Annotated in this window: 28 protein-coding genes and 1 pseudogene; 17 read left to right on the forward strand and 12 right to left on the reverse strand. The window is 40.9% G+C overall.

Annotated features, from left to right (window positions below; genetic code table 11):
• Window positions 1-14 precede the first annotated feature (14 nt).
• The 3 genes and pseudogenes from B806_RS0108455 to pncA form a co-directional block, all read right to left on the reverse strand.
• Window positions 15-1,357: pseudogene (locus tag B806_RS0108455) on the reverse strand (MATE family efflux transporter).
• Window positions 1,358-1,533: 176 nt separating this feature from the next.
• Complete coding sequence (locus B806_RS0108460) at window positions 1,534-2,472, reverse strand: bile acid:sodium symporter family protein (protein ID WP_017402861.1); 939 nt, start codon at window positions 2,470-2,472, stop codon at window positions 1,534-1,536.
• Between the two features lie 53 nt (window positions 2,473-2,525).
• On the reverse strand, window positions 2,526-3,170 hold the full coding sequence (pncA, locus tag B806_RS0108465; protein WP_017402862.1) for a bifunctional nicotinamidase/pyrazinamidase: 645 nt from the start codon (window positions 3,168-3,170) through the stop codon (window positions 2,526-2,528).
• Between the two features lie 328 nt (window positions 3,171-3,498).
• Here pncA and dapA point away from each other — a divergent pair, with 328 nt between their 5' ends.
• From dapA to B806_RS0108490, 5 genes are all read left to right on the forward strand, one after another.
• On the forward strand, window positions 3,499-4,392 hold the full coding sequence (gene dapA, locus B806_RS0108470; protein ID WP_017402863.1) for a 4-hydroxy-tetrahydrodipicolinate synthase: 894 nt from the start codon (window positions 3,499-3,501) through the stop codon (window positions 4,390-4,392).
• 15 nt (window positions 4,393-4,407) lie between these two features.
• The gene (locus B806_RS0108475; RefSeq protein ID WP_079381043.1) at window positions 4,408-5,010 is read left to right on the forward strand and encodes a lipoprotein-34 precursor (NlpB); all 603 of its coding nucleotides are present in this window, start codon (window positions 4,408-4,410) and stop codon (window positions 5,008-5,010) included.
• Between the two features lie 36 nt (window positions 5,011-5,046).
• Window positions 5,047-5,766, forward strand: a complete 720-nt coding sequence (gene purC, locus B806_RS0108480) for a phosphoribosylaminoimidazolesuccinocarboxamide synthase (protein WP_002119240.1) — start codon at window positions 5,047-5,049, stop codon at window positions 5,764-5,766.
• 192 nt (window positions 5,767-5,958) lie between these two features.
• The gene (locus tag B806_RS0108485) at window positions 5,959-6,162 is read left to right on the forward strand and encodes a hypothetical protein (protein ID WP_005804340.1); all 204 of its coding nucleotides are present in this window, start codon (window positions 5,959-5,961) and stop codon (window positions 6,160-6,162) included.
• Between the two features lie 149 nt (window positions 6,163-6,311).
• Window positions 6,312-7,148: a formate/nitrite transporter family protein gene (locus B806_RS0108490; RefSeq protein WP_017402865.1), complete on the forward strand. Its 837-nt coding sequence runs from the start codon at window positions 6,312-6,314 to the stop codon at window positions 7,146-7,148.
• A 13-nt stretch (window positions 7,149-7,161) separates the two neighbouring features.
• Here B806_RS0108490 and B806_RS0108495 read toward each other — a convergent pair whose 3' ends face one another.
• The 3 genes from B806_RS0108495 to B806_RS0108505 form a co-directional block, all read right to left on the reverse strand.
• Window positions 7,162-8,427 (reverse strand): replication-associated recombination protein A, encoded by a 1,266-nt coding sequence (locus B806_RS0108495; protein ID WP_017402866.1) that lies wholly within the window; start codon window positions 8,425-8,427, stop codon window positions 7,162-7,164.
• A 105-nt stretch (window positions 8,428-8,532) separates the two neighbouring features.
• Window positions 8,533-9,705: a PQQ-dependent sugar dehydrogenase gene (locus tag B806_RS0108500; RefSeq protein ID WP_017402867.1), complete on the reverse strand. Its 1,173-nt coding sequence runs from the start codon at window positions 9,703-9,705 to the stop codon at window positions 8,533-8,535.
• A gap of 110 nt (window positions 9,706-9,815) precedes the next feature.
• Window positions 9,816-10,274, reverse strand: a complete 459-nt coding sequence (locus B806_RS0108505; RefSeq protein WP_002119281.1) for a YcgN family cysteine cluster protein — start codon at window positions 10,272-10,274, stop codon at window positions 9,816-9,818.
• Between the two features lie 193 nt (window positions 10,275-10,467).
• Here B806_RS0108505 and B806_RS0108510 point away from each other — a divergent pair, with 193 nt between their 5' ends.
• The 8 genes from B806_RS0108510 to B806_RS0108545 all read left to right on the forward strand — a co-directional run bounded on the left by B806_RS0108510 (window position 10,468) and on the right by B806_RS0108545 (window position 15,755).
• Window positions 10,468-10,626, forward strand: a complete 159-nt coding sequence (locus tag B806_RS0108510) for a DUF1328 domain-containing protein (RefSeq protein ID WP_002053759.1) — start codon at window positions 10,468-10,470, stop codon at window positions 10,624-10,626.
• Window positions 10,627-10,798: 172 nt separating this feature from the next.
• Window positions 10,799-11,536 carry a dienelactone hydrolase family protein gene (locus B806_RS0108515; RefSeq protein ID WP_017386192.1) on the forward strand — a complete coding sequence of 246 codons (738 nt, stop codon included), beginning with the start codon at window positions 10,799-10,801 and terminating at the stop codon, window positions 11,534-11,536.
• Window positions 11,537-11,720: 184 nt separating this feature from the next.
• Complete coding sequence (locus B806_RS0108520; RefSeq protein ID WP_002119132.1) at window positions 11,721-12,083, forward strand: HIT family protein; 363 nt, start codon at window positions 11,721-11,723, stop codon at window positions 12,081-12,083.
• A gap of 140 nt (window positions 12,084-12,223) precedes the next feature.
• Complete coding sequence (mutY, locus tag B806_RS0108525) at window positions 12,224-13,258, forward strand: A/G-specific adenine glycosylase (protein ID WP_017386193.1); 1,035 nt, start codon at window positions 12,224-12,226, stop codon at window positions 13,256-13,258.
• A 47-nt stretch (window positions 13,259-13,305) separates the two neighbouring features.
• Window positions 13,306-13,842 (forward strand): M23 family metallopeptidase, encoded by a 537-nt coding sequence (locus B806_RS0108530; RefSeq protein WP_017402868.1) that lies wholly within the window; start codon window positions 13,306-13,308, stop codon window positions 13,840-13,842.
• Between the two features lie 9 nt (window positions 13,843-13,851).
• Window positions 13,852-14,097, forward strand: a complete 246-nt coding sequence (locus B806_RS0108535) for a hypothetical protein (protein WP_017386195.1) — start codon at window positions 13,852-13,854, stop codon at window positions 14,095-14,097.
• Window positions 14,098-14,127: 30 nt separating this feature from the next.
• The gene (locus B806_RS0108540) at window positions 14,128-14,688 is read left to right on the forward strand and encodes a DNA-3-methyladenine glycosylase I (RefSeq protein WP_017386196.1); all 561 of its coding nucleotides are present in this window, start codon (window positions 14,128-14,130) and stop codon (window positions 14,686-14,688) included.
• A 38-nt stretch (window positions 14,689-14,726) separates the two neighbouring features.
• Window positions 14,727-15,755: an NAD(P)-dependent alcohol dehydrogenase gene (locus B806_RS0108545; RefSeq protein ID WP_017386197.1), complete on the forward strand. Its 1,029-nt coding sequence runs from the start codon at window positions 14,727-14,729 to the stop codon at window positions 15,753-15,755.
• A gap of 2 nt (window positions 15,756-15,757) precedes the next feature.
• Here B806_RS0108545 and B806_RS0108550 read toward each other — a convergent pair whose 3' ends face one another.
• Window positions 15,758-17,182, reverse strand: coding sequence for a PLP-dependent aminotransferase family protein (locus B806_RS0108550; RefSeq protein ID WP_017402869.1), 1,425 nt, complete (start codon window positions 17,180-17,182; stop codon window positions 15,758-15,760).
• Window positions 17,183-17,272: 90 nt separating this feature from the next.
• Between B806_RS0108550 and B806_RS0108555 the strand changes: the two genes are divergently transcribed.
• Window positions 17,273-17,647: a hypothetical protein gene (locus B806_RS0108555; RefSeq protein ID WP_017386199.1), complete on the forward strand. Its 375-nt coding sequence runs from the start codon at window positions 17,273-17,275 to the stop codon at window positions 17,645-17,647.
• Here the strand turns inward: B806_RS0108555 and B806_RS0108560 are convergent.
• The gene (locus B806_RS0108560) at window positions 17,631-18,533 is read right to left on the reverse strand and encodes a LysR family transcriptional regulator (protein WP_017386200.1); all 903 of its coding nucleotides are present in this window, start codon (window positions 18,531-18,533) and stop codon (window positions 17,631-17,633) included. The two genes, B806_RS0108555 and B806_RS0108560, sit on opposite strands and share 17 nt — an antisense overlap.
• Before the next feature lie 120 nt (window positions 18,534-18,653).
• Between B806_RS0108560 and dkgB the strand changes: the two genes are divergently transcribed.
• On the forward strand, window positions 18,654-19,457 hold the full coding sequence (dkgB, locus tag B806_RS0108565; protein WP_025465984.1) for a 2,5-didehydrogluconate reductase DkgB: 804 nt from the start codon (window positions 18,654-18,656) through the stop codon (window positions 19,455-19,457).
• 4 nt (window positions 19,458-19,461) lie between these two features.
• Entirely contained in the window at window positions 19,462-20,652 is a 1,191-nt protein-coding gene (locus B806_RS0108570; RefSeq protein WP_002119209.1) for an MFS transporter, read from the forward strand.
• A gap of 41 nt (window positions 20,653-20,693) precedes the next feature.
• Here the strand turns inward: B806_RS0108570 and B806_RS0108575 are convergent, their stop codons facing one another.
• On the reverse strand, window positions 20,694-21,347 hold the full coding sequence (locus tag B806_RS0108575; RefSeq protein WP_002119284.1) for an START domain-containing protein: 654 nt from the start codon (window positions 21,345-21,347) through the stop codon (window positions 20,694-20,696).
• 50 nt (window positions 21,348-21,397) lie between these two features.
• Entirely contained in the window at window positions 21,398-22,219 is an 822-nt protein-coding gene (gene dapB / locus B806_RS0108580; RefSeq protein ID WP_017386202.1) for a 4-hydroxy-tetrahydrodipicolinate reductase, read from the reverse strand.
• Between the two features lie 183 nt (window positions 22,220-22,402).
• On the opposite strand from dapB, the gene B806_RS0108585 reads away from it, so the two are divergent.
• Window positions 22,403-22,756, forward strand: a complete 354-nt coding sequence (locus B806_RS0108585) for a hypothetical protein (RefSeq protein WP_002119225.1) — start codon at window positions 22,403-22,405, stop codon at window positions 22,754-22,756.
• Between the two features lie 114 nt (window positions 22,757-22,870).
• Here B806_RS0108585 and dnaJ read toward each other — a convergent pair whose 3' ends face one another.
• Together dnaJ and B806_RS0108595 are read right to left on the reverse strand one after the other, a co-directional pair.
• Window positions 22,871-23,983: a molecular chaperone DnaJ gene (gene dnaJ / locus B806_RS0108590; protein ID WP_017402870.1), complete on the reverse strand. Its 1,113-nt coding sequence runs from the start codon at window positions 23,981-23,983 to the stop codon at window positions 22,871-22,873.
• A gap of 103 nt (window positions 23,984-24,086) precedes the next feature.
• Window positions 24,087-24,464 (reverse strand): membrane protein, encoded by a 378-nt coding sequence (locus B806_RS0108595; protein WP_002119294.1) that lies wholly within the window; start codon window positions 24,462-24,464, stop codon window positions 24,087-24,089.
• Window positions 24,465-24,474: the final 10 nt, after the last annotated feature.

Consider the following 24,474-nt stretch of genomic DNA (forward strand, 5'->3'; position numbering starts at 1 on the left):
GTTGATCTGCCTAATCAAAAACCTCTTAATTGTTTTCTAAAATTGAAACAGATGGCACTCAATAAACAAGCCACTAAATAACTTATGGCAGCCATCCACCAGAAACCATAAATTCCCATCGCAGAAATTGAGATATCCTGCCAATACAGTCCGTTATAGGCCATCCACCAACCACCGCCTAATCCGAAACATAACACCACGACCAAGAAAATTAGCATCGGTAAAATCGACACATCCCAACAACGCAGCAAAGAGGTCAATAACGTCATTAAGCCATCTAGAAAGTGAGACATACACACAATCAACAGCAGTGATGCAGCTAAAATCTGCACGGCCAAATCATCTGAATAGAACGTAACAATTAAGTCCCGCTCCAACCATAAACCCAGAGATAGGCTGCCGGTTACTGCCATAATCACCCATATACTTTGTCTGGCAATTTTGTTTGCTTCTTCCATGTTCCTGCTGCCCATAGATCGTGACACTAAAATGCTATAAGCCGAGGCAATTGAGGAAGGAAAAATAAACATGAAGCCGCCAGTACTCGCGACAATTTGATGGGCTGCAGACACCACACTCCCGAAAGGTAAAATCAGAATAGCAACCGAACAAAATGCAACAACATCCATCAACGCCATGATCGCAGTGGGTATGCCTATTTTTAAAATCATACGCAGACTTTGTCGGCTGTCTTCAACCGAACGTTCTGGATGTTCAATAAAGATGTAGCTTTTCTCTAAGAAAAACAGGTAATAAACAGCCAACATAAACCACCGCACAATGAGAGTGGCTAACAAAGCCCCTATCGCACCGAGTGGCGGAATTGAAAATAAAGCAACACCATAAATTAAAAGATAGGACAAAATAATTTTAAGAATGAAGAAAATGCTATCTGATAGTAAAACCTTATGCGCATTTTCAGTGACCTGAGACAAAGCTGTAAATAAGCGCATCAGTAAATGGGCAGGTAAAATAAATACCAAAGCCCAAATACAGTTTTTAGTAATTGAAATGACATGTTCAGATGCTCCAAACAATTTTGGTAAATCACGGAACAAGTAAAGCAAGCCAATACTCAGCAATGCCGAACATAACATCAGCCAAATGCCTTGATAAAAATTTGACGAATGCGTGGTATGTCATGGCAACCATAAGCTTCTGAAAGCTTGAGCATCACACCTTGCAGAATTCCCATACCAATGACATAAACCACTGTATATAAAGATAAGGTCACCGATAATGCTGCTACATGATCGTTACTAAAATGCCCTACATAAGCAATATCAATCAATCCACTTAAAACTAGAATTAAATTGCTTGAGAGCATGGGAATAAATAATTTAAAAATCTGGTTCATCTAGAAAATGCCTTATTTTTCTTTACGATTTATACTCATATTCACGTTATTTTTAGTGCATCAATTCAAAGCAAAAGACATACCAGTTCTAGCTTTAGCTCCCCTAAAATATGCTTTAAATAAAAAGGCCAAACTATTCGTTTGGCCTTCTTTCCTAATGAATGTTGTTTATACAGTTATTCTTGTTTGTGTTTACTTGCCCAATAAGTCGCAAGTGCAGGCCCAGAAATATTATGCCAAAGACTGAAAATCGCGCTTGGTACTGCTGTAATTGGAGAAGCAGCAAAATGGACTGCTGCAAGTGCAACACCTAAGCCTGAGTTTTGCATCCCCACCTCAATAGCAATGGCCTTACTGTCCGCATAAGGTAGTTTAAAGAAACGTGCCGCGGTAAAACCTAATAAATAGCCAAGCCCGTTATGTAAGATCACTACGGCTAAAATGAGCAAGCCCGACTGTAAAATTGCTGCTTTGCTTCCACCAATAATCGCGGCCACAATCGCTACAATTGCAATGACCGAAACTAAAGGCATCACTTGAATATAAGATTCGACCTGACGTTTAAGCCATGTTCTTAAAATCAAACCAAGCACAATAGGCAGTAGCACCACCTGCGAAATCGAAATAAACATTGAAGCTGCATCAATCTTTAGCCATTGGCTGGCAAGCAGATAAAAAATCGCTGGGGTTAATACAGGTGCTAAAAGTGTTGATACCGATGTGCAGGCTACCGATAACGCCACATTGCCTTTGGCCATATAGGTAATCACATTTGAAGCCGTTCCCCCTGGGCAACAACCCACCAAAATGACCCCAACCGCAATTTCAGGCGGTAAATTAAATAATTTACATAGAACATATGCTAAGCCCGGCATCACCACAAACTGCGCAACCACCCCAATCAATACCGCTTTAGGGCTTTGTAATACCCCTTTAAAGTCATCGACGGTCATGGTCATTCCCATACCAAGCATAATAATGCCCAAAATCCATGGAATGTACGCTTTGAGCCAGACAAAAAATTCAGGCTGCCATAGCGCTAGCGCTGCAAAAACAATCACCCATAGGGCAAAAGTCTTTTGAATAAATTGGGTAAAGCGTAGGAATGCAGCCATACTTTCTATCCCTAAAAATTAAAATATGAAAGTTAAAAACCAGAGCAATATACTTAGCGCTCACTCAACAGATCAGTCGACTGAATACGGACAACACCTTGCTGCTGCATGTTTTGCCACGCTTGTTCTAACGAACCATTCAGATCAATCCCTTTACAAGCATCTTCAACCACTAAAGTTTTAAAACCTTGCTTAACTGCATCTAAAGCAGTCCATGCTACACAAAAGTCCGTAGCAATTCCGACCACATAAACCGTATCAATACCGCGCTCTTTTAGATAACCCGTTAAACCCGTCGTTGTAGAGTGATCAGCTTCTATAAAAGCCGAGTAGCTATCAATATGAGCATGAAAGCCTTTTCGAATAATCAGTTGAGCTGTCGGAATATTTAAATCAGGATGAAACTCGGCATCTTGAGTACCTTGTACACAATGCTTAGGCCAAAGCACCTGTAGTCCATAGTCGAGTTCAATTGTTTCAAATGGCTGCTTGCCAAAATGATTGGCTGCAAAAGAGATATGATTATCCGGGTGCCAGTCCTGAGTCAGGACGACATTTTCAAAACAACCAGCAAGTTGGTTAATGGTTGGAATAATTGTATCGGCGTCGGCAACTGCTAAATTTCCACCCGGTGTAAAACCATTTTGTACATCAACTACGATTAAAACCGCATTTTGTGGTTGTTTATTCATTTTCATGTCATCTTCAATCCCAACTGGGAAATTGCATTCTATCTTGCCACAAAAAAAGCCCATATTAAGTAAGGCTCAGTCGAATCAAGCCGTATTTTTATGTTTACTGGGTATTCTTAGCGCGCAATAATGAAAACATCCTATCTTTTCCTCAAGTTTACATCGCGATTATCCGTTAGGCGTATTGTTCTTATGCGTCTGATCAGTCATAATTTGCATAATTGTCATTCAACAATCTGTTATTGTTAGAACTGGACAATCAAAATACTGCAACCATCCCACATTTTGTTTTTCTTACCTCAGATTCGGATGGATAAATAGGATATTTTTAAAAATGACTCAGCAAGCACAGACCATTCAAGGCTCAATCGTCGCAATCGTCACACCCATGTTGAAAGACGGCGGTGTAGATTGGAAGGGTCTTGAGAAGCTGGTTGAGTGGCACATAGAACAAGGTACAAACAGTATTGTAGCCGTCGGTACAACCGGCGAAGCCTCAACATTGAGCATGGAAGAGCACACACAGGTTATTAAAGAAATTATTCGTGTAGCCAATAAACGTATTCCAATTATTGCCGGTACTGGTGCAAACTCAACCCGTGAAGCAATCGAATTAACTAAAGCTGCAAAAGAGCTTGGCGCAGATGCAGCTTTACTTGTAACACCATATTATAACAAGCCAACCCAAGAAGGCCTTTACCAACACTATAAAGCGATTGCTGAAGCTGTTGAATTACCGCTTATTCTCTATAACGTACCTGGTCGTACTGGCGTAGATCTTTCAAATGACACAGCTGTACGTTTAGCAGAGATCTCGAATATTGTTGGCATTAAAGATGCAACAGGTGACGTACCTCGTGGTAAAGCTTTAATTGAGGCGTTAAACGGCAAGATGGCTGTGTACTCAGGTGATGATGAGACAGCATGGGAACTTATGCTTCTTGGCGCTGACGGCAACATCTCGGTTACTGCAAATGTTGCCCCTAAAGCAATGAGTGAAGTATGTGCTGTTGCGATTGCCAAAGATGAACAACAAGCGAAGACGCTTAACAATAAGATTGCAAATTTACACAATATTCTATTTTGCGAATCAAACCCAATTCCTGTGAAATGGGCACTACATGAGATGGGACTGATTGATACTGGTATTCGTTTACCACTCACTCCTCTCGCTGAGCAATATCGCGAACCTCTCCGCAATGCCCTAAAAGATGCGGGAATTATTTAATAAGAGCAATTTATGATGCAATTACGTCTTGGTTTAGTCCTTGCAGTTTCAGCCTTAAGTTTAGCTGGTTGTGGTCGCTTCGCAATTAATAATCATTCTTTAGATTATAAAAATGCCAAGCAACTTGCCCCGCTTGAATATCCTGCCGATGCAACTGTACGACCAGCGACACCTTTGTATCCTGCACCAACTGTAGAACAGCGCGCTATCGATAACGCACCGAAGTTTGAAAACAAGCGTGGCAACCGCTATGCACTGCCACGCCCTGAACAAACGCAAGGTAATGCTACAGCAGATGCCTCTGCTCAAACGACGACTGCGCTTGGACGTCCTCAGCTTGTGACTGACGGTAATAAAAACCCGTTGTTAAAAGTTGATGGAAATACAGCCGAGATCTGGCAATACACCAAAGCAACTTTAAGTACTTTAAATTTCAACATCATCGCTCAAGGCAGTAATCAAGCGACGATTAAAGTAAATGACAATACTTATGTGCTTAAACTTACTGGTGTAGGTTCTAGTCATACTCTTGCTCTATTTAATGTAGATAACACTTTTGCAAGCCCAGATGTGGCTGCTGAAGTGCTAAACCAGATTTACCAAAATTGGCCAGCCTAGTCGTTTACTAGGCATTTTTTTTAAAAAGGTTCCCTCATGTTAAAACAAACCTTGCTCTATACTGGTAAAGCAAAATCTGTATATGAAACAGACAATGCCGACCATCTGATTTTAGTCTTTCGTGATGATGCCTCTGCGTTCAACGGCGAAAAAATCGAACAACTAGATCGTAAAGGCAAGGTGAACAACCGTTTTAACGCCTTCATCATGGAAAAACTTGCTGCTGCAGGTATTGAAACGCATTTTGAAAAATTGCTTTCTCCAACTGAAGTGCTTGTTAAAAAACTTCAAATGATTCCAGTTGAATGTGTAATTCGTAACTACGCAGCTGGTTCTCTATGCCGTCGCTTAGGTGTAGAAGAAGGTAAAGAGTTAACTCCTCCTACATTTGAATTGTTCTATAAAGATGACGGTCTAGGCGACCCAATGGTTAACGAATCTCAAGCGATTGCTTTAGGTTGGGCGACTGCTGAACAGTTAGAACAAATGAAAGTTTTAACTTATAAAGTAAACGATGTATTAAAAGCATTATTTGCTGAAGGCAACATGATTTTGGTGGACTTCAAGCTTGAATTCGGTGTTTTCCATGACCGCATCGTGCTTGGTGATGAGTTCTCTCCAGACGGCTGCCGTTTATGGGATAAAGACTCTAAGAAGAAACTCGACAAAGACCGTTTCCGTCAAGGTTTAGGCGGTGTTGTTGAAGCTTATGAAGAAGTTGCTGCTCGTTTAGGCGTAGATTTATCTGACATCTAATCAGTAAAACTTCATAAAAAAACCGGGCTAAAGCCCGGTTTTTTTATATTCAGCGTCATGCGCCCCAAACAATGTAGACAGATTTGTCTATTTCAATAAATTAACACTTGCATAAGCTTAATTTAAAACACTAAAATCTAAAAAAACACAAAGCACTTCACAATAATTAAATTTAAAAACTCGGGTGAACCTATGGAATTATCTAAGCTTGAAAAGAGATTAATGAATCATCCAATCCATTTTGGTGAAAATCCTCTGGTCTTATTAAACAACTTTAGCACTTCTGCCTTAAAACAAGGCTGGAGTCAGGCAGAGGTTGAATCTGTTATTGCTAAAGCTTCTCAAGGTGACTATATGGCACTCATCCGTACTTTAAGAGCTTATACTTTTCTTTGATTTTGTGATTGATGATCTGACCATTGTGCATTCGATTTATAAAAAGACACATAAAGCTGTTATGAATAGACTAGATTTATCCTGAACACTGACTTAACAATAAATAAAACAATAAATATAAGATATTTATTCAGTGAGGAGTAAACCTGATGGACCATGAAATAGAGGAAAAAAAAGTCGAGAAAACTTTAAGCTGGCGTGAAAAAATGGCAGTCGAAGAACATGAGAAACTGTCACCCCGTCTGGTTTATGAAATTATCCGCCGTGATGGTGCCGAAGAGCTTGATCGTCCAACAACTGCACTGATCTTTTCAGGGATTGCCGCAGGTTTAGTCATCAGTTTTTCATTTGTATTTAAAGCGATTATTGCTGCTTATCTCCCAGCTGATGCAGTCTGGACCGATTTAATCACTAATGTGGGTTATACCATTGGGTTCTTGATCGCTATTTTGAGTCACATGCAACTCTTTACTGAGAATACTATCACCACAGTTGTGCCTTTATTTAATCCCTTTACTTTCGATAAATTACGAGCAGTGGGCCGCTTATGGGGCATTGTGATTCTCTGCAACATCATTGGAACAGCTTTGGCGAGTTTATTTTTCCTAACTACTCACCTGTTTACGCCAGATATTGATAAAGCACTAGATGAACTTGCACATCATGTGGGCTCCTTTTCTGCAACCCAGAATCTGCTCAAAGGCATTATGTCAGGGCTGTTAATTGCTGCATTGGTCTGGATGTTGCCTTCAGTCAGTAATAAGTTTCTGCTCATCTTTTTTATGACGTATTTGATAGGACTGGGTGACTTTACCCATGTAGTGGTTGGTTCTACAGAAATGTCCTATCTGGTCTGGCAAGGAGAAGCTTCTATTGGCAAGTATCTGTTTACTTTCCTCATCCCAACCACTATCGGCAATATTATTGGCGGTACAGGTGTGTTCACGCTACTGATTTATGGTCAGGTCACTAAAGAGCTGGAATAGCATAAAGCAGGAACTATTGTTCCTGCTGCCATCTGCGTTGCTGCAAACGCTCACCTTCAACCTCACGCTTATTTCTTGCAGACTCATAGAGTTTGGTTCCCTTCAACTCAGGCGGCAGATAGTCTTGCAGCACAAAGTGCTCTGGGTAGTCATGAGGATAGAGATAATTAATACCATAGCCTTGCTGTTTCATCAGCTTGGTTGGCGCATTTCTCAAATGTAAAGGCACAGGTAAATTTGCCGTTTTTTCAGCAAGTTCAAGAGCCTTGTTAATCGCTAAATAAGTACTATTACTTTTTGCACTTGTTGCTAGGTAAACTGCTGTTTGACCTAGAATAATTCGGGCCTCAGGCATACCTACCGCTTGTACAGAGCGGAAACACTCACCTGCAAGCAATAGCGCATTGGGGTTGGAATTTCCGATATCTTCTGAGGCCGCAATCAGCATACGTCTTGCAATAAAAACTGGATCTTCTCCGCCTTTAAGCATACGAGCCATCCAATATAGCGTTGCATCTGGATCACTGCCGCGAATTGATTTAATAAAGGCAGAAACGAGGTCGTAATGCTGCTCGCCAGATTTGTCATAACGCGCAATATTTTGCTGAGCGACTTTCACCACTACCGCATTGGTAATCGTGTTTTCAATTTCTGGTTCAAAGGTGCTTGCAATCAAGTCCAGTAAATTAAGCGCTTTGCGAGCATCACCTGCTGCGAACTGAATCAGCGCATCATATTCTTCTATATGAATGTAACGTTCTTTTAAGAATCTATCGCTTTGAAGTGCATTGTTGAGTAGTGTCTGAATTGCCTCACTGTCTAAACTATTTAAAGTATAGACCTGACAGCGTGATAAAAGCGCGCTATTCACTTCAAAAGACGGGTTTTCAGTGGTCGCACCAATTAAAGTAATTTTGCCTTTTTCAACTGCACCTAATAAAGCATCTTGCTGTGATTTATTAAAACGATGAATTTCATCAATAAAAACAACAGGTGTCAGTAAATCACCACTTTCTGCAATCACTTCACGTAATTCTTTTACGCCCGTATTCAGCGCAGACAAGCTCACAAATGGACGGTCTATTGCCTGCGCCAAAAGTAAAGCAATCGTTGTTTTACCAACGCCTGGTGGTCCCCAAAAAATAATAGAAGGCAAATGTCCCTGATCAATCATTTGACGTAAGGGCGCATGTTCACCTAATAAATGATCTTGCCCAATAATTTCAGACAAGTCTCTTGGGCGCAGGCGTTCGGGAAGTGGAATATGGGTGTCTGACATCTCAAATGGCTTTATCGTCTTTTCACTATAGTCTATTGTGTCTCACAGAAATCTACAATTTGAATCTATGAGACACGTTCTTTATTTACAGGCTCTTGCTTAGCATTAAGAGGGTTTCTTACTCAGCTTGAGTAAACGCGCATTTGAGCCATCTTCAATCACCCAAATCGAACCATCTTGTGCTTCATGCAACCCACGAATACGTTTTTTCATATCCAATCTTTGCACTTCTTTCACGGGCTTATGCTCTAAATCCACCACAATAATCGCTTCGGAAGATAACCCGCCAATTAAGGCTTTATTTTGCCATGCAGGAAATTGCTGACCACGATAAATGATCATACTCGATGGAGAGATAACAGGAGTCCAGTCAATTTCGGGTGCTTTAAACTCTGGCCGAGTGTGATGATCTGGAATAGGTTGGCCCGAATAATGGTCTCCATTTGAAACGATTGGATAACCATAATTTTCACCTTTGGTAATAATATTAAGCTCATCACCACCTTTAGGCCCCATCTCAACCACCCACAGCTGTCCTTGGCGGTCAAAAGCCATACCTAACGGGTTACGGTGTCCCAGTGACCATATTTCAGCAGTAACCCCGCCTTGCTTATAAAAAGGGTTACCTACAGCCGCGGTGCCATCCTCATTTAAATGCAAGATTTTACCTAAGTTACTTTTCATGTTTTGGGCAGGATCAAACTTTTGTCGCTCACCTGAACTGACCCACAGCTTACCATCTGTACCAAAAAGCATGCGATGTCCATAATGGCCTTGTCCCGAGACTTTAGGTACTTGCTGCCAAATCTGCTTTATATCGGTGAGTTTTGGCTGGTTAGGATTAGATAAATCTAATTTCGCACGTGAAATCACTGCGCCAGATCCGCCTTGTCCTTTTGTAGCATAGCTAAGATAAACCCAATGATTCTTGGCAAAGTCAGGGTGTAAAATGACATCTCCTAAACCACCTTGCCCCCCATAGTTCACCGCGGGAACACCTTGTACATCCAACATTTGTTTATTTTTTGGGTTAAAAATTTTTAATTTACCTTGCCGTTCAGTCACTAATAAACGCTGATCAGGCAGACTGGTCACAGCCCAAGGCTCATTAAAATGTGAGACTGCTTCAACCTGATAAGTTTGTTTGATAGCAACAGACCGATCTGCTTTTGCAGTCGTATTTTGTTCAGGATTTTTTGAATTGGTATTATTAGACCCACAGGCCATTAACAAAAAAAAGCTACTACATAATAAGGGGGCTGCTAATCGTCTCATCATTTTTATCTCCTTTTGTTTTTATTGTTATATTACGGAGATGAGCAAAAAAATTATGATAAAAGTGTTACTTTATTATACGCTGTAATCAAACATCCTCTTTTAAGACTAAATTAGCGCACCCAACGCACAATATAATCTTCAAGATCATCTTCATGGACATCAACTTCAGAAATACAACGTCCTGCAACTGACTTTTTCGCTTTAACCACGCTTTGTCTCGAACCCGTATTTAAATAATGCCAAGAAGGTAAATTCTTTCCTTCATTCAAGCGCTTATAGGCACAGCTTGATGGCAACCAGTGGATTGTTTTTAAAGACTCTACTGTTAATTGCAGGCAGTCAGGTACTTGCTGCTGACGATTCGGATAGTCCGTGCAACGCCCTGTACCACAATCAAGTAACTTACAGGCCACCTTGGTATAAGCCACCTCATGTGTATCTTCATCTTCTAGTTTTACCAGACAGCATAAACCACAGCCATCACATAAAGCTTCCCACTCAGCCTGAGTCAGTTGCTCTAACGGATAGTTTTTCCAAAAGAGTGGTCGAAGTGAGGTCTCGGTAGACATAATCTTTTAACAGCTGATGAGATAAAACGATGTATCAGTATAGCATTGAAGTGGTCTGTACTAAAAAAGAAGCTGTATTTATGACATCACAAAATGATTGTTTAATATACATTTCAACCACATAAACGACACATTCCGAGTAAAAAACACGCTATATAGTTAAATGACAATGAAAAATAAGGAGGACAGCATTATGTTCCGTTGGGCGATAATTTTTGCAGTAATTGCACTCATTGCCAGTCTATTAGGGTTTGGTGGTGTTGCAGGGCTATCTAAAGACTTTGCCGTGATTTTATTAGTTGTAGCTGTAATTCTAGCTGTAATTGGGTTCATTTCTCGAGGCCGAACTTAATTTAATCATGATCACATAAAAAGAAGGAACTGGTTTCCTTCTTTTTTTATTGCTTATAACTTTGTATCTTTTTCTTTTGATGTAGATTTTTACATAGTTATTTATTTTAGTTCTTAATTTTTATGCTTTAATCAAGCGTATTTAAATCGATTTAAATTTCAGGATTAATGTCATGAGTACTGCAATTAAAACCCGTGAAATTCAATATACTGCACCAGATGGTAGCCATTTAATTGGTTACTTTGCGGCTCCAGATAGCGAAACACCTGTTGCGGGTGTGATTGTTGCTCCTGAGTGGTGGGGACGTAACGAATATACAGAGCAACGCGCACGTGAACTTGCTGAACACGGCTATGCTGCGCTTGCAATTGATATGTATGGTGATAAAAAAGTTACAACCACCGCAGCTCAAGCCTATGAATGGATGATGCAGACATTTGAAGAGTTAGACACGGTGACTGATCGTGCCAATGCTGGGCTTCAAACTTTAGCTGCTCAGCCGGAAGTAAACAGTGAAAAAATTGCCGCTGTCGGTTACTGCTATGGTGGTAAAGTCGTATTAGATTTTGCGCGTTCAGGTGCTCCACTAAAAGCAACTGCAACTTTCCATGGCACATTAACGCCTAAAGCTCCTGCTCAAAAAGGTGACATTCAAGGTGAAGTTTTAGTTCTACATGGTGAATTAGACAGTATGGTCACCTTAGAAGATGTTGCTAATTTTGAAAAAGAGATGCAAGCTGCTGAGGTTAAACATGAAGTAGTGGTTTTAGAAGGTGCTAAACATGGCTTTAGTAACCCGCTTGCCGATGAAAGAGCTAAAGCGAACGGTGTGGACCTTGGCTACAATAGCGAAGCGGAAAAACAAGGCCTTGCTAAAATGTACGCTTTATTAGATCGTACTCTAAAATAAAAGAAGCAAATTTGGAGCAAATGATTTTTTTGCATTTGCTCCCTTAAATGTTTATGACTTTGCAATATTTTTACTGTATTTTTTAAACCATACTTCAATAACTATACTCCCGTTGAGCTAGAGCAAAGCCTAGTCTTATTTCCCGCACTCGGGGTTTAATGGAATAACATGAGAGGATACAACAATGACTGACAAGAAATGTCCGTATTGCGAATTTGATGAATATGACATCATTGATAAGAATGAATTTGCCGTAATTTTGCCTGATTCTAATCCGTTATCTAAAGGCCACTGTGTAGTAACACCACTGCGCCATGTTAGTTCTTTTTTTGACATTACGTCTAAAGAACATCAAGGCTTGCTTACACTTCTTGAAATTGCCCGTCATGAGACACAGCTTCGTCATCAACCAGATGGCTTTCATATTGGCTTTAATGATGGTGAAGTTTTTGGAAAAACTTCAGATCATTTCCACATTCATGTCATTCCTTACTATAAAAACCAGCCGTTGAAACTAGATCAACTTTGGGGTGTACAAAAGGATTAATTCTTTTTACCCATAGAACAGGGACTACATTTTTGATGTAGTCCCTGTTTTTATATGTCCATTTTCTTCGTTTGCTTTAAACAAAATTTCATCTAAATTTCAGCTATAATTTAGCCCTTACTTCTCTTCTATAGCTGTTCATGCCTGAATTTTCTTTTTCTGATGCCCTCTTAAACTGGTTCGATCAACATGGTCGTCACGATTTGCCTTGGCAAGTTGCCGATGATCCGTACAAAGTTTGGGTTTCTGAAATTATGCTACAACAGACTCAGGTGAAAACAGTTCTGCAATATTTTGACCGCTTTATGGAGCGCTTCCCAACTGTAGAAGCTTTAGGTCATGCAACTTGGGATGAAGTAGCACCTTTTTGGGCTGGCCTCGGTTACTACGCTCGTGCACGCAATTTGCATAAAGCGGCTGGTCTTGTCACGCAGCAAGGTAAATTTCCTGAAACGCTAGAAGAATGGATTGCGTTACCTGGCATTGGTCGCTCTACCGCAGGCGCGCTCATGTCTTTAGGTTTACGTCAGTATGGCGTCATCATGGATGGCAACGTGAAACGCGTTTTAGCTCGCTTCTTTGCCATTGAAGATGACTTAAGCAAACCACAACACGAACGTGAAATGTGGAAACTCGCTGAAGAGCTTTGCCCTACACATCGCAATCATGACTACACTCAAGCGATTATGGATCTCGGCGCAACCATCTGTACTCCTAAAAAACCGCTATGTTTATATTGTCCAATGCAAGCTCATTGTCAGGCTTATCAGCAAGGGTTAGAGCAAGAATTACCTTTTAAAAAACCGAAAAAAACACCACCTGTTAAAACAGCAGATGTTCTTATTATTCAGTGCGAAGGTGAATGGTTCTGGCAACAACGTCAAGCTCATGGTCTATGGGGCGGTTTATTCTGTTTACCTATTTTAGAAAATGAACATGAACGACTGAGCTTAAGCCAACAATTTAAACTACAGCCTCAAGCACAAACTTTTCAGATCAGTCATAGCTTCACTCACTTCACATGGTTACTTAATGCTCATGTGTTCCACGTGGAACCTGATCAAAAAGAACATCTGGGTATTGAACTTGAAGGCCAATGGTTGAGTCCGGAACAGGCTGTTGCTAAAGGTGTCCCAACTGCTATGAAAAAATTGATCTCGACAAGCCGTTCATGACATAGTGAGTAAAATAATTTTGATATGGCTGTGACAGGGAGTATTTTGTGCGACGTTTTGTTTCTCATTTCTCACTTGGTTTTCTGATTATTCTATTGGCGGCCTGTGCCAATGCACCTAAAAAACCTGCCCCACTTCCACCTGCTGAAGTCATCAAACTCAAAAGTATGCAGCTTCCAAGTCGACTACCTGTACCTGTAAAAGGTGTTGACCGGGATGAATTAAAAGACACATGGGGAGCTGCTCGGAGTCAGGGCCGTAGTCACGAAGGAATTGATATTTTGGCTCCACGTGGAACCAAAGTGTACAGTGCAACCGAAGGACTCGTTGCAGATCTTCGTAATAACAACTTAGGTGGCAAAGTCATCTGGATTTTAGGCCCAGCAGGAACATGGCATTATTATGCTCATCTTGATGGTCACAAACGTGGCTTAAATGTGGGTGACTATGTCAAAAAAGGCGACCTCATTGGGTATGTCGGCAATACGGGCAATGCACGTTATACTTCACCTCATCTTCATTATGGTCTTTATCTAGATGGTAAAGGGCGTGGTGCTGTTAATCCTTATTCATATTTACGCTAGGAACATTTTATGTCGGAAGCGCTGATCAATCGCTTAGTAGAGTTTGCCGAGTCTGGTAACCAGCAAAAGATCGTTTTAAATGGCAATAGCTATCAAGGCTGGATCATGGAAATCAGCGATGATGCCCTGCTAATCAGTACCGGTTTTTCAGATAAAGTTGGTAAAGACTTTTGGCTAAAGTTTGAAGACTTAAATCAAGCTGAACTGTATTATTGGGATACTCGCCCAAATGAATGGGTGCTGTTTAAACTTTAAAATTCTAAGATAAATATAAGGAGCATTATCATGAAAACTCAACGTTGCGGATGGTGTTCCGACGATCCACTCTATATTGCCTACCATGATGAAGAATGGGGCAAACCGGAACATGACGAAGCACGTTTATTTGAAATGCTTTGCCTTGAAGGTCAGCAAGCTGGTTTATCTTGGATTACTGTACTGAAAAAAAGAGAAAGCTACCGTCAGCACTTTTTTAATCATCCGATTGTAGAAATTGCTTCATTCACAGATGATTTTTTAGAATTAAAATTATCCGATGCAGGCTTAATTCGCCACTTAGGCAAACTCAAAGCTATTCGTGATAATGCTATTGCTTGGCAAGCGCTCAAAGTACAAGTCGGTGATGTTCCTAAATGGCTTTGGCAGTTTGTAGATGCAGCTCCACAAAACAATGATGTTGTAGATTATCGTAAGGCCCCTGCTCAAACCGAACTGAGCGTAAAACTTTCCAAAACTCTTAAAAAGAATGGTTTCAAATTTGTTGGCCCAACCACCTGCTATGCTTTTATGCAGGCAGTAGGCATGGTCGATGATCATGAAAACGATTGTCAATTTAAAGCTTCATAACCCACCAGAACGGTTCAAAGCCGCTTAAGGAGTTTCCGATGAGCAATAATACGATTCAAGCTTATGCTGCAATGCAGGCAGGTGAAAAACTGGTTCCCTATCAATTTGACGCAGGTGAATTACAACCGCATCAGGTTGAGGTAAAAGTTGAATATTGTGGTTTATGTCATTCTGATATTTCTGTTTTAAACAATGAATGGCGTTCGACCGTGTACCCTGTGGTTGCAGGTCATGAAATTATTGGACGAATTGTTGCTTTGGGTTCAGAAGCAAAAGGTCTACAAATTGGGCAACGTGTCGGCATTGGTTGGACAGCTGAAAGTTGCCAAGCCTGTGATGAATGTATTGGTGGTCAGCAAGTACTGTGTACAGGTGGAAATGTTGCAACAATCGTGGGGCATGCTGGTGGCTTTGCTGATAAAGTCCGTGCAGGTTGGCAATGGGCCATTCCCCTCCCCGAAGATTTAGATGCTGAAAGTGCAGGTCCTTTACTTTGTGGCGGAATTACCGTTTTTGATCCACTACTCAAACACAAAATACAGGCAACGCATCATGTCGGTGTAATTGGTATTGGTGGTTTAGGTCATATAGCCATTAAGCTACTTAAAGCTTGGGGCTGTGAAATCACTGCTTTTAGTTCTAACCCAGATAAAACGGAAGAACTCAAAGCAATGGGAGCTGACCATGTAGTGAATAGTCGCGATACAGAGGCAGTAAAAGCTCAAAAAGGGAAATTCGATTTATTGCTGAGTACCGTGAATGTAACTCTAAATTGGCCTGCTTTTATTGCAACACTGGCACCAAACGGAACCTTACATTTCTTAGGCCTTACGCTTGAGCCTGTTCCTGTTTCTGTTGGCTCTCTTATTGGTGGTGCTAAGTCAGTGACTGGTTCACCTACGGGTTCACCTGCTGCACTACGTCAGCTTTTAAAGTTTGCTGCACGTAAAAAAATTGCGCCTCAAATTGAGCTATTTCCAATGTCACAGCTCAATGAAGCAATTGAACGTCTACACTCGGGTCAGGCACGCTACCGCATTGTGCTTAAGGCAGACTTTGCAGAGTAAGACTAACTCACTGTTTTAATCTGTTGCCGTGACCAGTCCGCCAAATCTTTAATGGCTTGGCGGACATCTGCTGTTAGCTCATGACCTGCATTTAAACGAATAAAATGCCGATAGCGTTCATCCTCACCAAAAACATGCCCGGGAACTACGGTAATTCCGTGAGATTTTGCAGTGTAATAGAGCGCCAAACTATCTACAGTTTTAGGTAACTGCATCCATAAGGCATAACCCCCTTCTGGTTGGCTCAATGCAATTGGTATACCTTCAAAGGCATTTAAAATACAACTACGATACTCCTGGACTTGCCGCATCAAATTCGGTCTTAACTGCTCTAAATGCTCTCGATAACCACGACTATAAATAAAATCAGCTAGGCCTAGTTGTAGCGGTGTATTAACCCCAATATTACTGGCTACCAGCTCAAGCCTTAAATGCTGTAGCTTCGCGCTTAAACAGAACCATCCTACGCGATACGCACTCGACAAAGACTTAGAAACCGACCCACACCAAATTACATAGCCTTCACGGTCCCAATAGCGAATAGGTAATGGTCGCTCACCGCTGTAACCACACTCTCCATAAATATCATCTTCAATAATAAAGCACTGATACTTTGCTGCTAATTCGGCAATCTTTTGTTTTTCTGAATTACTTAAACAGTATCCCAATGGGTTCTGATAATTGGCTGTCATTAAGCAAACTTTAGCCAAACCTTGCTTCATAAATGATTCTAAGCGCTCAAGATCGATACCACGATGATGCGCTGGAATTTCAATAATCTGTCGTTTTAAACTGGCTATAAGCTGTAGTTGTCCATTAAAAGTAGGCGTCGGAATTAAAATACTATCGCCTACTTCTGTTAGATGTTGAATCACCAAAGACAAAGCAGGCATGCAGCCATTGGTAATAAAAATATCTTCTACTGCGATAAAAATCCCATCTTCACGCCAATGATCAGATAGCGCTTTTCTTAATTGCTCATGCCCTTGTTTATTACAATAAAGAAAGTCTTGAGGCTGACAATTTTTTAAAGCCCGTTGAATAGAACGACGTAAACCTTCCACAGGAATAAAATGAGGCGTTAACTGAATAGAGCCTAATGGTACAAGATGGCTTTGTAAGGCAGCTTCCTGAATTTGATTATGCAATTCCAGATTTGAAACTTGTCGAGGTAAAGACAAGAAATCTGGACTTTCAGGAATGGGGCCAGATTGTGCACGAGCTACCACAAAATAACCTGACTTCGGCTTTACATAAATAAGCCCCCTCGCCTCAAGTAACTCATAACAACTTTTTGCTGTACTTAAACTAATGCTGTGCTGACGAGCAAAATCTCGTAAAGAAATAAGTTTCTGGTGAGGTTTAAGCTCATCTTGATAAATACGATGTGCTAATTGATTGGCAAGAACCTGATATTGGAAAGTCATTCTGTGCTGCTTTTTTAAAAATTTCTGTATCTGTACTGGTTTATAGAACACCTTTAGGCTATAGAAATCAACTCAGAAAGTAGCAAAGTCATGAAATTAAAAGCTATATTGTTATTTATTATTGTTTTAGCTGGTTGCCAACAACAACCAAAAGATGAGCAGTACAGACATACTGTTTGCCAAAGTCTCATAGAAGGTTATTTAAAAATGACAAATCAACAAGACTATAAAATGGAGCAACGCACTGATGAAAAGACCAGTACGATTTCTCATTATCAATATAAGCGTAATAGCTCAAATGAAGTTGTCATGGTGAACTCGGTTTATTCGACTTTGTATTTTAGCTGCCGAGAACATCAAAAAAGTTATTTTCTGTCTCAACATTCATCACAAGGACAAACGACCCCACTTTTAGAAGTTCATTTTCCAACTGACAGTTACACTACTTTTAGAGAGCGTTTTTAAAACCGTCTTTTAACTGTTCTGCCAAAAACTCAATAAATAAACGAATTCGTTTTGGTAGATGCTCTTGTTGATAATACACAGCATGGATGCTTTGGTATTGATGTTCAATTTGGTCTTCAAATAAGGCTATCAATCGCCCTTCTTCAATGTCTTTCCAAATTTCAAATTCAGATAGTCGTGCAATACCATGTCCTCTAATCGTCAACTGACGTACCGTCTCGCCACTTGATGCTTTAATTTTTGATTGTGCAAAAAAATATTCATCACCAACTTTAATCGGCCAACTATTGATATATGCAGGTCTGGTAAAACCAATCAAATCATGTTGTTCAAGCTGTTCAGGTTGTGTCGGTGTACCCTTAATTGCTAAATACTCAGGGCTTGCAACGATAAATAAGCGACTTTTACATACTAATTTGGCATGAAGACTTGAATCATTAAGTTCTCCGAATCGAAATGCCACATCGGTTTTATGTTGTAGCAGGTCAATCACCTGATCATTACTATTGAGCTCAATTTCAATATTTGGATAGCACTCACGAAACTTATGCATTAATGGCGCAATTACGTGTAAGACAAACGGCGTTGCTGAATCAATGCGAATAAGTCCCGCAGTCCCCTGATCAGATTTTTGTAGTTCTTCTTCAGCCGCATTTAGCTCATTTAAGATTTTACGGGCCTTTACCAGAAACTGTTGCCCTTCTTGAGTGAGTTTCAATTTACGTGTAGTTCGCTCTAACAAAGTCACATCTAACTTAGCTTCTAGGCGTGTTAAAGATCGACTGACTCCTGAAGGCGTTTGTTTTAAATGTTCTGCCGCCGCAACAAAAGAGCCCGTATCAACGATTGCGATAAACGCGACCAGCTCTTCAATTGTTGATTTCATGTCTTATTCCATTATTGACTAATGATCAAAGATATTTTGCTTATTCATCTATTTTTTCGCAACAATAAAAAAAGCAAAATGCATTTCATATTAAATGATTATTCAAATTTAGGTGAACACATGAATATTCCACGTTTTGGTCTAGGTACTTTCCGTCTTAAAGAACAAGCAGTTATTGATTCTGTTAAAACTGCTTTAGACATAGGTTACCGTGTCATTGATACTGCTCAAATTTATGATAATGAAGCAGCGATTGGTCAAGCCATTGCCGAAAGCGGTGTATCACGTCAGGACTTATTTTTAACCACAAAAATCTGGGTAGATAATTTTGCTCAAGATAAGTTTATTCCAAGCTTAAAAGAAAGCTTAGAAAAGCTTCGTACTGACCATGTTGACCTCACATTGATCCATTGGCCAGCGCCAGATTTAGGCGTTTCGATTCCGGAAGTTATGCAGCTTTTACTTGAAGCAAAACAACAGGGCTTAACTAAACAAATTGGTATTTCAAACTTCAATATTGCACTTACCCAACAAGCAATTGACACAATTGGTGTAGAGCATATTGCAACGAATCAGATTGAGTTAAGCCCTTATCTTCAAAACCATAAACTTGTAAATTTCTTACAAGAGAAGAACATTGATGTCACTTCATACATGACTCTTGCGTACGGTAAAGTGCTTCAAGACCCTGTTCTCGCTGAAATTGCAGCAGTACATAAAGCAACGACAGCGCAAATTGCACTAGCGTGGGCATTGCAACGTGGTTTTGCAGTCATTCCATCTTCGACTAAACGTGAAAACCTGATTAGCAACTTAAAAGCACAGGATATCGAGTTAACTTCAGCTGAAATGCAAATGATTGCTGAGCTCGACCGCAACAGTCGTGAAGTTAGCCCAGAGCCATGGGCACCTGTTTGGGACTAAACTCATGAACACTCAATCAAATACGGCGTTCTCGTTATTGGCATTGGCAATTGGTGCCTTTGCCATTGGCACCACGGAATTCTCACCAATGGGACTGTTGCCGAATATCGCTAATGATTTAGGAATTTCAATTCCAACGGCCGGAATGTTAATTACGGGCTATGCACTTGGCGTCATGCTAGGTGCGCCTTTCATGACCTTGTGGTTTGGTGGTTTTGCACGACGTAATGCGCTTATTTTGCTGATGGCGATCTTTACGGTCGGTAACCTAATCGCAGCGTTTTCACCAAGCTATATGAGCTTATTAGGTGCTCGTCTCATTACAAGCCTGAACCACGGTGCCTTCTTCGGGATTGGCTCTGTTGTAGCGGCAAGCATTGTACCCGCACATAAACAGGCCAGTGCTGTAGCAACCATGTTTATGGGTTTAACCATTGCCAATATTGGTGGTGTACCGTTAGCAACATGGGTTGGGCAAAACATTGGCTGGCGTATGTCTTTTCTTGCGATTTCTTTGCTTGGTGTGATTACCATGCTCGCTTTATGGAAAGCGCTCCCACAAGGTATGGTTGCCCAAAAACCAAATGTGAAAGCTGAATTAAAGGTATTAACGCGTACTCCTGTGGTCCTTGCGCTACTCACCACCGTACTCGGTGCAGGTGCAATGTTTACACTCTACACCTATATTGCGCCAAGTTTGACTGAGTTTACCCATGCTTCACCGACTTTCATTACGTTCATGTTGGTGCTGATTGGTGTAGGTTTCTCAATTGGTAACCATTTGGGTGGACGTTTTGCAGATTTGTCTATCAACAAAACTCTGATTGGTTTCTTGGTTCTGTTGATTGTGATGATGGTGACTTTCCCAATTCTTGCGCAAAGCCAGATTGGAGCAGCCATTGCATTAGTGACCTGGGGTGCAGCAACCTTTGCTTTAGTACCACCTTTGCAAATGCGTGTAATGTCAGTCGCTCATGAAGCACCAGGACTTGCCTCTTCAGTGAATATTGGTGCGTTTAACTTAGGTAATGCAGTAGGTGCAGCAGCAGGCGCGTTAGTACTCGATCTAGGTTGGGGTTATAGCGCAGTATCTTTTGCTGGCGCATTGTTGGCTGGGTTAGGTTTGTTATTGGTTTTATTTCAAATCAAACGCGAAAGCAGCCCTGCACAAGCTTTACAGCAGTGTTCAGATTAATAAAAAAGCGCCTGATCTCAGGCGCTTTTTTTTTAAGCTATTTATTTTAAAATATCTGGTAATTTAGGGTGTTCATAAATCGGACTGGTTACTTCCCGCTTCATTTTGAGCAGCATCTGGTAAGGTTGCTGTTGAACAAACATATTTACAAAGCTCAACGGAATTGCACCAGCAGGATCAGCATAACCACTGGTCGTTACTTTCACCTTATTATTTGCAAGTTTCTGGAATGTCCAATCCCCTTCATAGCGTGTTAAGCGCACTACATCAGGTTGTATCGGATAATTTCCACTAATTGCAGTATTTTTAATTGTTACAACGCCATTTGCAGCCTTGCTCATTTTTCCTTTTACAACCACATCGCGATCTTTCAAAGGAAACGGAAAATCCAACACCATGTAAAGTGTGAACTCACCTTTTTTCTCATCTTGAGACAACATTTCAACTTTGCCCATATAAGGCACCCACTGGTCAGCACGATTTACATCTAAAATCACAGCGACAGCGCGTTCAAGTGGCACATCAAATGTCGTTTCAGCCTTATATTGAAAGACTGGATTATCAGTTTTTTGATAGGTCCAGACTTTAATATTATTGCGGTCTAAGCTGAGTTTAGCTTTTTCTGTAGAAGCAGCCCCCGTCCAGAGGCTGCTTAAGCAAAGAAGAGTGGTCAAGGCAATTTGTTTTTTATTCATGTTCTGCTCTATCTTGTTTTTCTCGCTACACATGGAATACGTACAGGGTTTTATACCTGTACGTCGTTCAATCCTAAAACATCTTTCATGTCATATTTACGCGCTTCACGGCCCACAACCCATGCAGCAGCTCGTACTGCACCAGCAGCAAAGTTCATACGGTTAGTCGCTTTATGAGTCACTTCAACACGCTCACCTTCACCAATAAACATGACAGTGTGTTCGCCAACGATGTCACCACCACGAATGGTTTCAAAGCCAATCATTTGACGGTCACGTGGGCCTGTATGCCCTTCACGGCCATACACAGCAACTTCTTTTAAGTTACGACCTAAAGTATCTGCAATTGCTTCGCCCATCATTAATGCTGTACCTGACGGCGCATCTACTTTATGACGGTGGTGAGCTTCAATCACTTCAATATCTACTGTATCGCCAAATACTTTTGCTGCAAGCTCAAGTAACTTGATTGATACATTTACGCCCACTGAATAGTTCGCAGCGTAAACCACTGGGGTATGCGTAGCAACTTCGTCTAACTCAGCTTTTTGCTCATCTGACATACCTGTTGTACCAATAACCATGGCAACCCCAGCTTCACGACAAAGCTTTAAATGCTGAGCAGTTGCAACTGGTGCAGTAAAATCAATGATTACATCGCAGTCTTTAAGAACTTCTGCCAAGTTTCCTGAAACCTTCACACCCACTGAACCAATACCAGCAAGCTCACCTGCATCCGTGCCCACCAAACTACTTTCCGGACGCTCTACCGCAGCAGCTAATTGATAGCCTGCCTGTTGAACTGCTTGAATAAGCGTACGGCCCATACGACCGCCTGCACCTAAAATACCAATGCGTGGTGCTGCTGACATAATCTTCCCAATCTTCGGTTTTACGTAATTTACCTACTATATCAAAACTCTTTGCTCATCTTAAAAAGTAAAAATTATTTTTTGAGTTGGGACGAAATTTAATCTGTTTTCACAAAAGTTAAAGAATTGATCGGCAGACTACGGAGCCACGAATGAGAAAAAGATGACTATAAGGAGTTCAGCATGCATTCGAGAATTATTGGCTTTACAGTAATGATGGGGATTATGAGTTCAGTGGCATTTGCAGAGCCTGCAATCCAGCCAGGAGACACATTAGAAAGCTTATCTAAAGCGCGTATTACAACAAACGTAAATACTCAAACAGCAACGCCTACAGCTCAAACAAGCGATGCCAATGCTGAGGTTAAAGTTGAAGATATTGACCCAATTATTGGCGAAACAGCAGCAGAGGCACCAAAAGTAGCTGTACAGGCAGAAGCAGTAGCCGCACCAGTGATCGAAAATGCTCCTACTCTTGCTTCTAGCGAACCGACTGTAAGTGTTAATGATATTGATGTTGCTCTCCCTACAAAGTAAGCAGACGTAATTTTCTTTTAAGCAGAATAAAAATAATAAGATACATCAGCGCAATAAAAAGGCGGATATTTTATAAATATCCGCCTTCTTTTTAATTTCTTGTCTAATCAAGCATTAATCGAACAAACGATCAAAGAATGATTTTTTCTTTGGTGAGGAAGCACTGTCTTCGCCATCAAAAGAAGCTTGCAACTCTTTAAGTAATTCACGTTGGCGAGAATTTAAGTTGACTGGTGTTTCTACCACAATACGGCAGAGTAAATCACCCACCATGCTGCTACGTACTGGAAGAACGCCTTTGCCACGTAAACGGAATAATTTACCTGTTTGAGTTCCCTCAGGAATTTTCAGGCTAACGCGACCTTCCAAAGTTGGAATTTCAATTTCTTTACCAAGTGCAGCATCAGCAATGCTTACTGGTACGTCCATATAAAGATCGGCACCATCACGTTGGAAAATTTCGTGTTCACGAACAACGACTTCAACGTATAAGTCACCTGATTGGCCATCACGAATTGCTTCGCCTTTACCACTCAAACGAACGCGGTCACCATTATCTACACCCGCTGGAATTGTAACTTCCAACGTTTGCTGGCGATCGGCAACACCTGAACCATGACATGCCTGACAAGGGTTTTTAATAATTTTACCTTGACCACGACACGTACCACATGTTTGTTGTACAGAGAAGAAACCTTGCTGCATACGAACTTGTCCTGAACCATGACAAGTTTTACAGGTTTCAACATCTTTTGGATTTTTTGAACCTTTACCATCACACACATCACATGGTGCAGGAGCAGTAAAAGTAATAGTTTTTTTCACCCCTTTTACAGCTTCTTCAAGGGTAAGTTCCATTACATAGCGTAAATCTGATCCGCGACGTTGACGCTGTTGACGTCCACCACCACCGAATGCGCCACCGAAGATATCACCGAACTGGCTAAAAATATCTTCTGCACTAAATCCGCCGAAGCCACCACCGCCCCCGCCAAAGCCACCTTCGAACGCATTATGTCCCATGCGATCGTACATGCTACGCTTTTCGCTGTCCGATAAAACTTCATAAGCTTCAGCAGCTTCTTTAAATTTCTCTTCAGCTTCGGCATTGTCAGGGTTTCTATCAGGATGATATTTCATCGCCAATTTACGGTAGGCTTTTTTGATCTCATCATCACTTGCGGTTTTTGAAACGCCTAAAACCTCATAATAATCACGTTTAGCCATTTTTGGCGGTGCTCCTCACGGAATTTTATCAATACTCTATTGCCGACTAAATGGGGGGCTTTAGCCGAATTTACAAGGGGGAAATGTTTAAAAAATAGATATATTAAAAAACTGCCTTATTTTTTAAATATTTAGACAAGCCTTTTAACCATGCATTTAATAGAAATAACCACGCAATAGCGCTAAAAACTACGCCAGCAACCGTAGAGGCTGTGACCCAAAGATTACTATCCCATGCAAAGAAGAAGAGCGGAATAAACCAGACAACAGCAAAAATTGCCATAAATAGAAATAGAATCGCATTGCGCATAATCCATAGCGCATGCGCATGAATCCAAACTTCTGCATTATCTACAACTGCCACTTTACGAGCGACCAAATAAGCAAAGGCCGCAAAAATAACCGTAAACAATGCAAGAAACATGAACGCATAAGAAATTACTATATAACGGCGATGCTGTTCGATATGGTCTTGCCCCATCTGTATTTCA

This window comes from Acinetobacter sp. TG2027 (assembly GCF_000302435.1).
GTDB lineage: Bacteria > Pseudomonadota > Gammaproteobacteria > Pseudomonadales > Moraxellaceae > Acinetobacter > Acinetobacter pittii.

Excerpts from the sequence above, each read along its gene's own strand:
- B806_RS0108545 (WP_017386197.1), top strand. The coding sequence starts at position 14,727 with ATGAGCAATAATACGATTCAAGCTTATGCTGCAATGCAGGCAGGTGAA.
- B806_RS0108510 (WP_002053759.1), top strand. The coding sequence starts at position 10,468 with ATGTTCCGTTGGGCGATAATTTTTGCAGTAATTGCACTCATTGCCAGT.
- B806_RS0108505 (WP_002119281.1), bottom strand. The coding sequence starts at position 10,274 with ATGTCTACCGAGACCTCACTTCGACCACTCTTTTGGAAAAACTATCCG.
- B806_RS0108485 (WP_005804340.1), top strand. The coding sequence starts at position 5,959 with ATGGAATTATCTAAGCTTGAAAAGAGATTAATGAATCATCCAATCCAT.
- dnaJ (WP_017402870.1), bottom strand. The coding sequence starts at position 23,983 with ATGGCTAAACGTGATTATTATGAGGTTTTAGGCGTTTCAAAAACCGCA.
- B806_RS0108575 (WP_002119284.1), bottom strand. The coding sequence starts at position 21,347 with ATGAATAAAAAACAAATTGCCTTGACCACTCTTCTTTGCTTAAGCAGC.
- B806_RS0108555 (WP_017386199.1), top strand. The coding sequence starts at position 17,273 with ATGAAATTAAAAGCTATATTGTTATTTATTATTGTTTTAGCTGGTTGC.
- B806_RS0108550 (WP_017402869.1), bottom strand. The coding sequence starts at position 17,182 with ATGACTTTCCAATATCAGGTTCTTGCCAATCAATTAGCACATCGTATT.
- B806_RS0108535 (WP_017386195.1), top strand. The coding sequence starts at position 13,852 with ATGTCGGAAGCGCTGATCAATCGCTTAGTAGAGTTTGCCGAGTCTGGT.
- B806_RS0108460 (WP_017402861.1), bottom strand. The coding sequence starts at position 2,472 with ATGGCTGCATTCCTACGCTTTACCCAATTTATTCAAAAGACTTTTGCC.
- B806_RS0108520 (WP_002119132.1), top strand. The coding sequence starts at position 11,721 with ATGACTGACAAGAAATGTCCGTATTGCGAATTTGATGAATATGACATC.
- purC (WP_002119240.1), top strand. The coding sequence starts at position 5,047 with ATGTTAAAACAAACCTTGCTCTATACTGGTAAAGCAAAATCTGTATAT.
- B806_RS0108475 (WP_079381043.1), top strand. The coding sequence starts at position 4,408 with ATGCAATTACGTCTTGGTTTAGTCCTTGCAGTTTCAGCCTTAAGTTTA.
- B806_RS0108595 (WP_002119294.1), bottom strand. The coding sequence starts at position 24,464 with ATGGGGCAAGACCATATCGAACAGCATCGCCGTTATATAGTAATTTCT.
- mutY (WP_017386193.1), top strand. The coding sequence starts at position 12,224 with ATGCCTGAATTTTCTTTTTCTGATGCCCTCTTAAACTGGTTCGATCAA.
- B806_RS0108515 (WP_017386192.1), top strand. The coding sequence starts at position 10,799 with ATGAGTACTGCAATTAAAACCCGTGAAATTCAATATACTGCACCAGAT.
- B806_RS0108500 (WP_017402867.1), bottom strand. The coding sequence starts at position 9,705 with ATGATGAGACGATTAGCAGCCCCCTTATTATGTAGTAGCTTTTTTTTG.
- B806_RS0108495 (WP_017402866.1), bottom strand. The coding sequence starts at position 8,427 with ATGTCAGACACCCATATTCCACTTCCCGAACGCCTGCGCCCAAGAGAC.
- dapA (WP_017402863.1), top strand. The coding sequence starts at position 3,499 with ATGACTCAGCAAGCACAGACCATTCAAGGCTCAATCGTCGCAATCGTC.
- B806_RS0108585 (WP_002119225.1), top strand. The coding sequence starts at position 22,403 with ATGCATTCGAGAATTATTGGCTTTACAGTAATGATGGGGATTATGAGT.
- B806_RS0108490 (WP_017402865.1), top strand. The coding sequence starts at position 6,312 with ATGGACCATGAAATAGAGGAAAAAAAAGTCGAGAAAACTTTAAGCTGG.
- B806_RS0108560 (WP_017386200.1), bottom strand. The coding sequence starts at position 18,533 with ATGAAATCAACAATTGAAGAGCTGGTCGCGTTTATCGCAATCGTTGAT.
- B806_RS0108540 (WP_017386196.1), top strand. The coding sequence starts at position 14,128 with ATGAAAACTCAACGTTGCGGATGGTGTTCCGACGATCCACTCTATATT.
- B806_RS0108570 (WP_002119209.1), top strand. The coding sequence starts at position 19,462 with ATGAACACTCAATCAAATACGGCGTTCTCGTTATTGGCATTGGCAATT.
- dapB (WP_017386202.1), bottom strand. The coding sequence starts at position 22,219 with ATGTCAGCAGCACCACGCATTGGTATTTTAGGTGCAGGCGGTCGTATG.
- pncA (WP_017402862.1), bottom strand. The coding sequence starts at position 3,170 with ATGAAAATGAATAAACAACCACAAAATGCGGTTTTAATCGTAGTTGAT.
- dkgB (WP_025465984.1), top strand. The coding sequence starts at position 18,654 with ATGAATATTCCACGTTTTGGTCTAGGTACTTTCCGTCTTAAAGAACAA.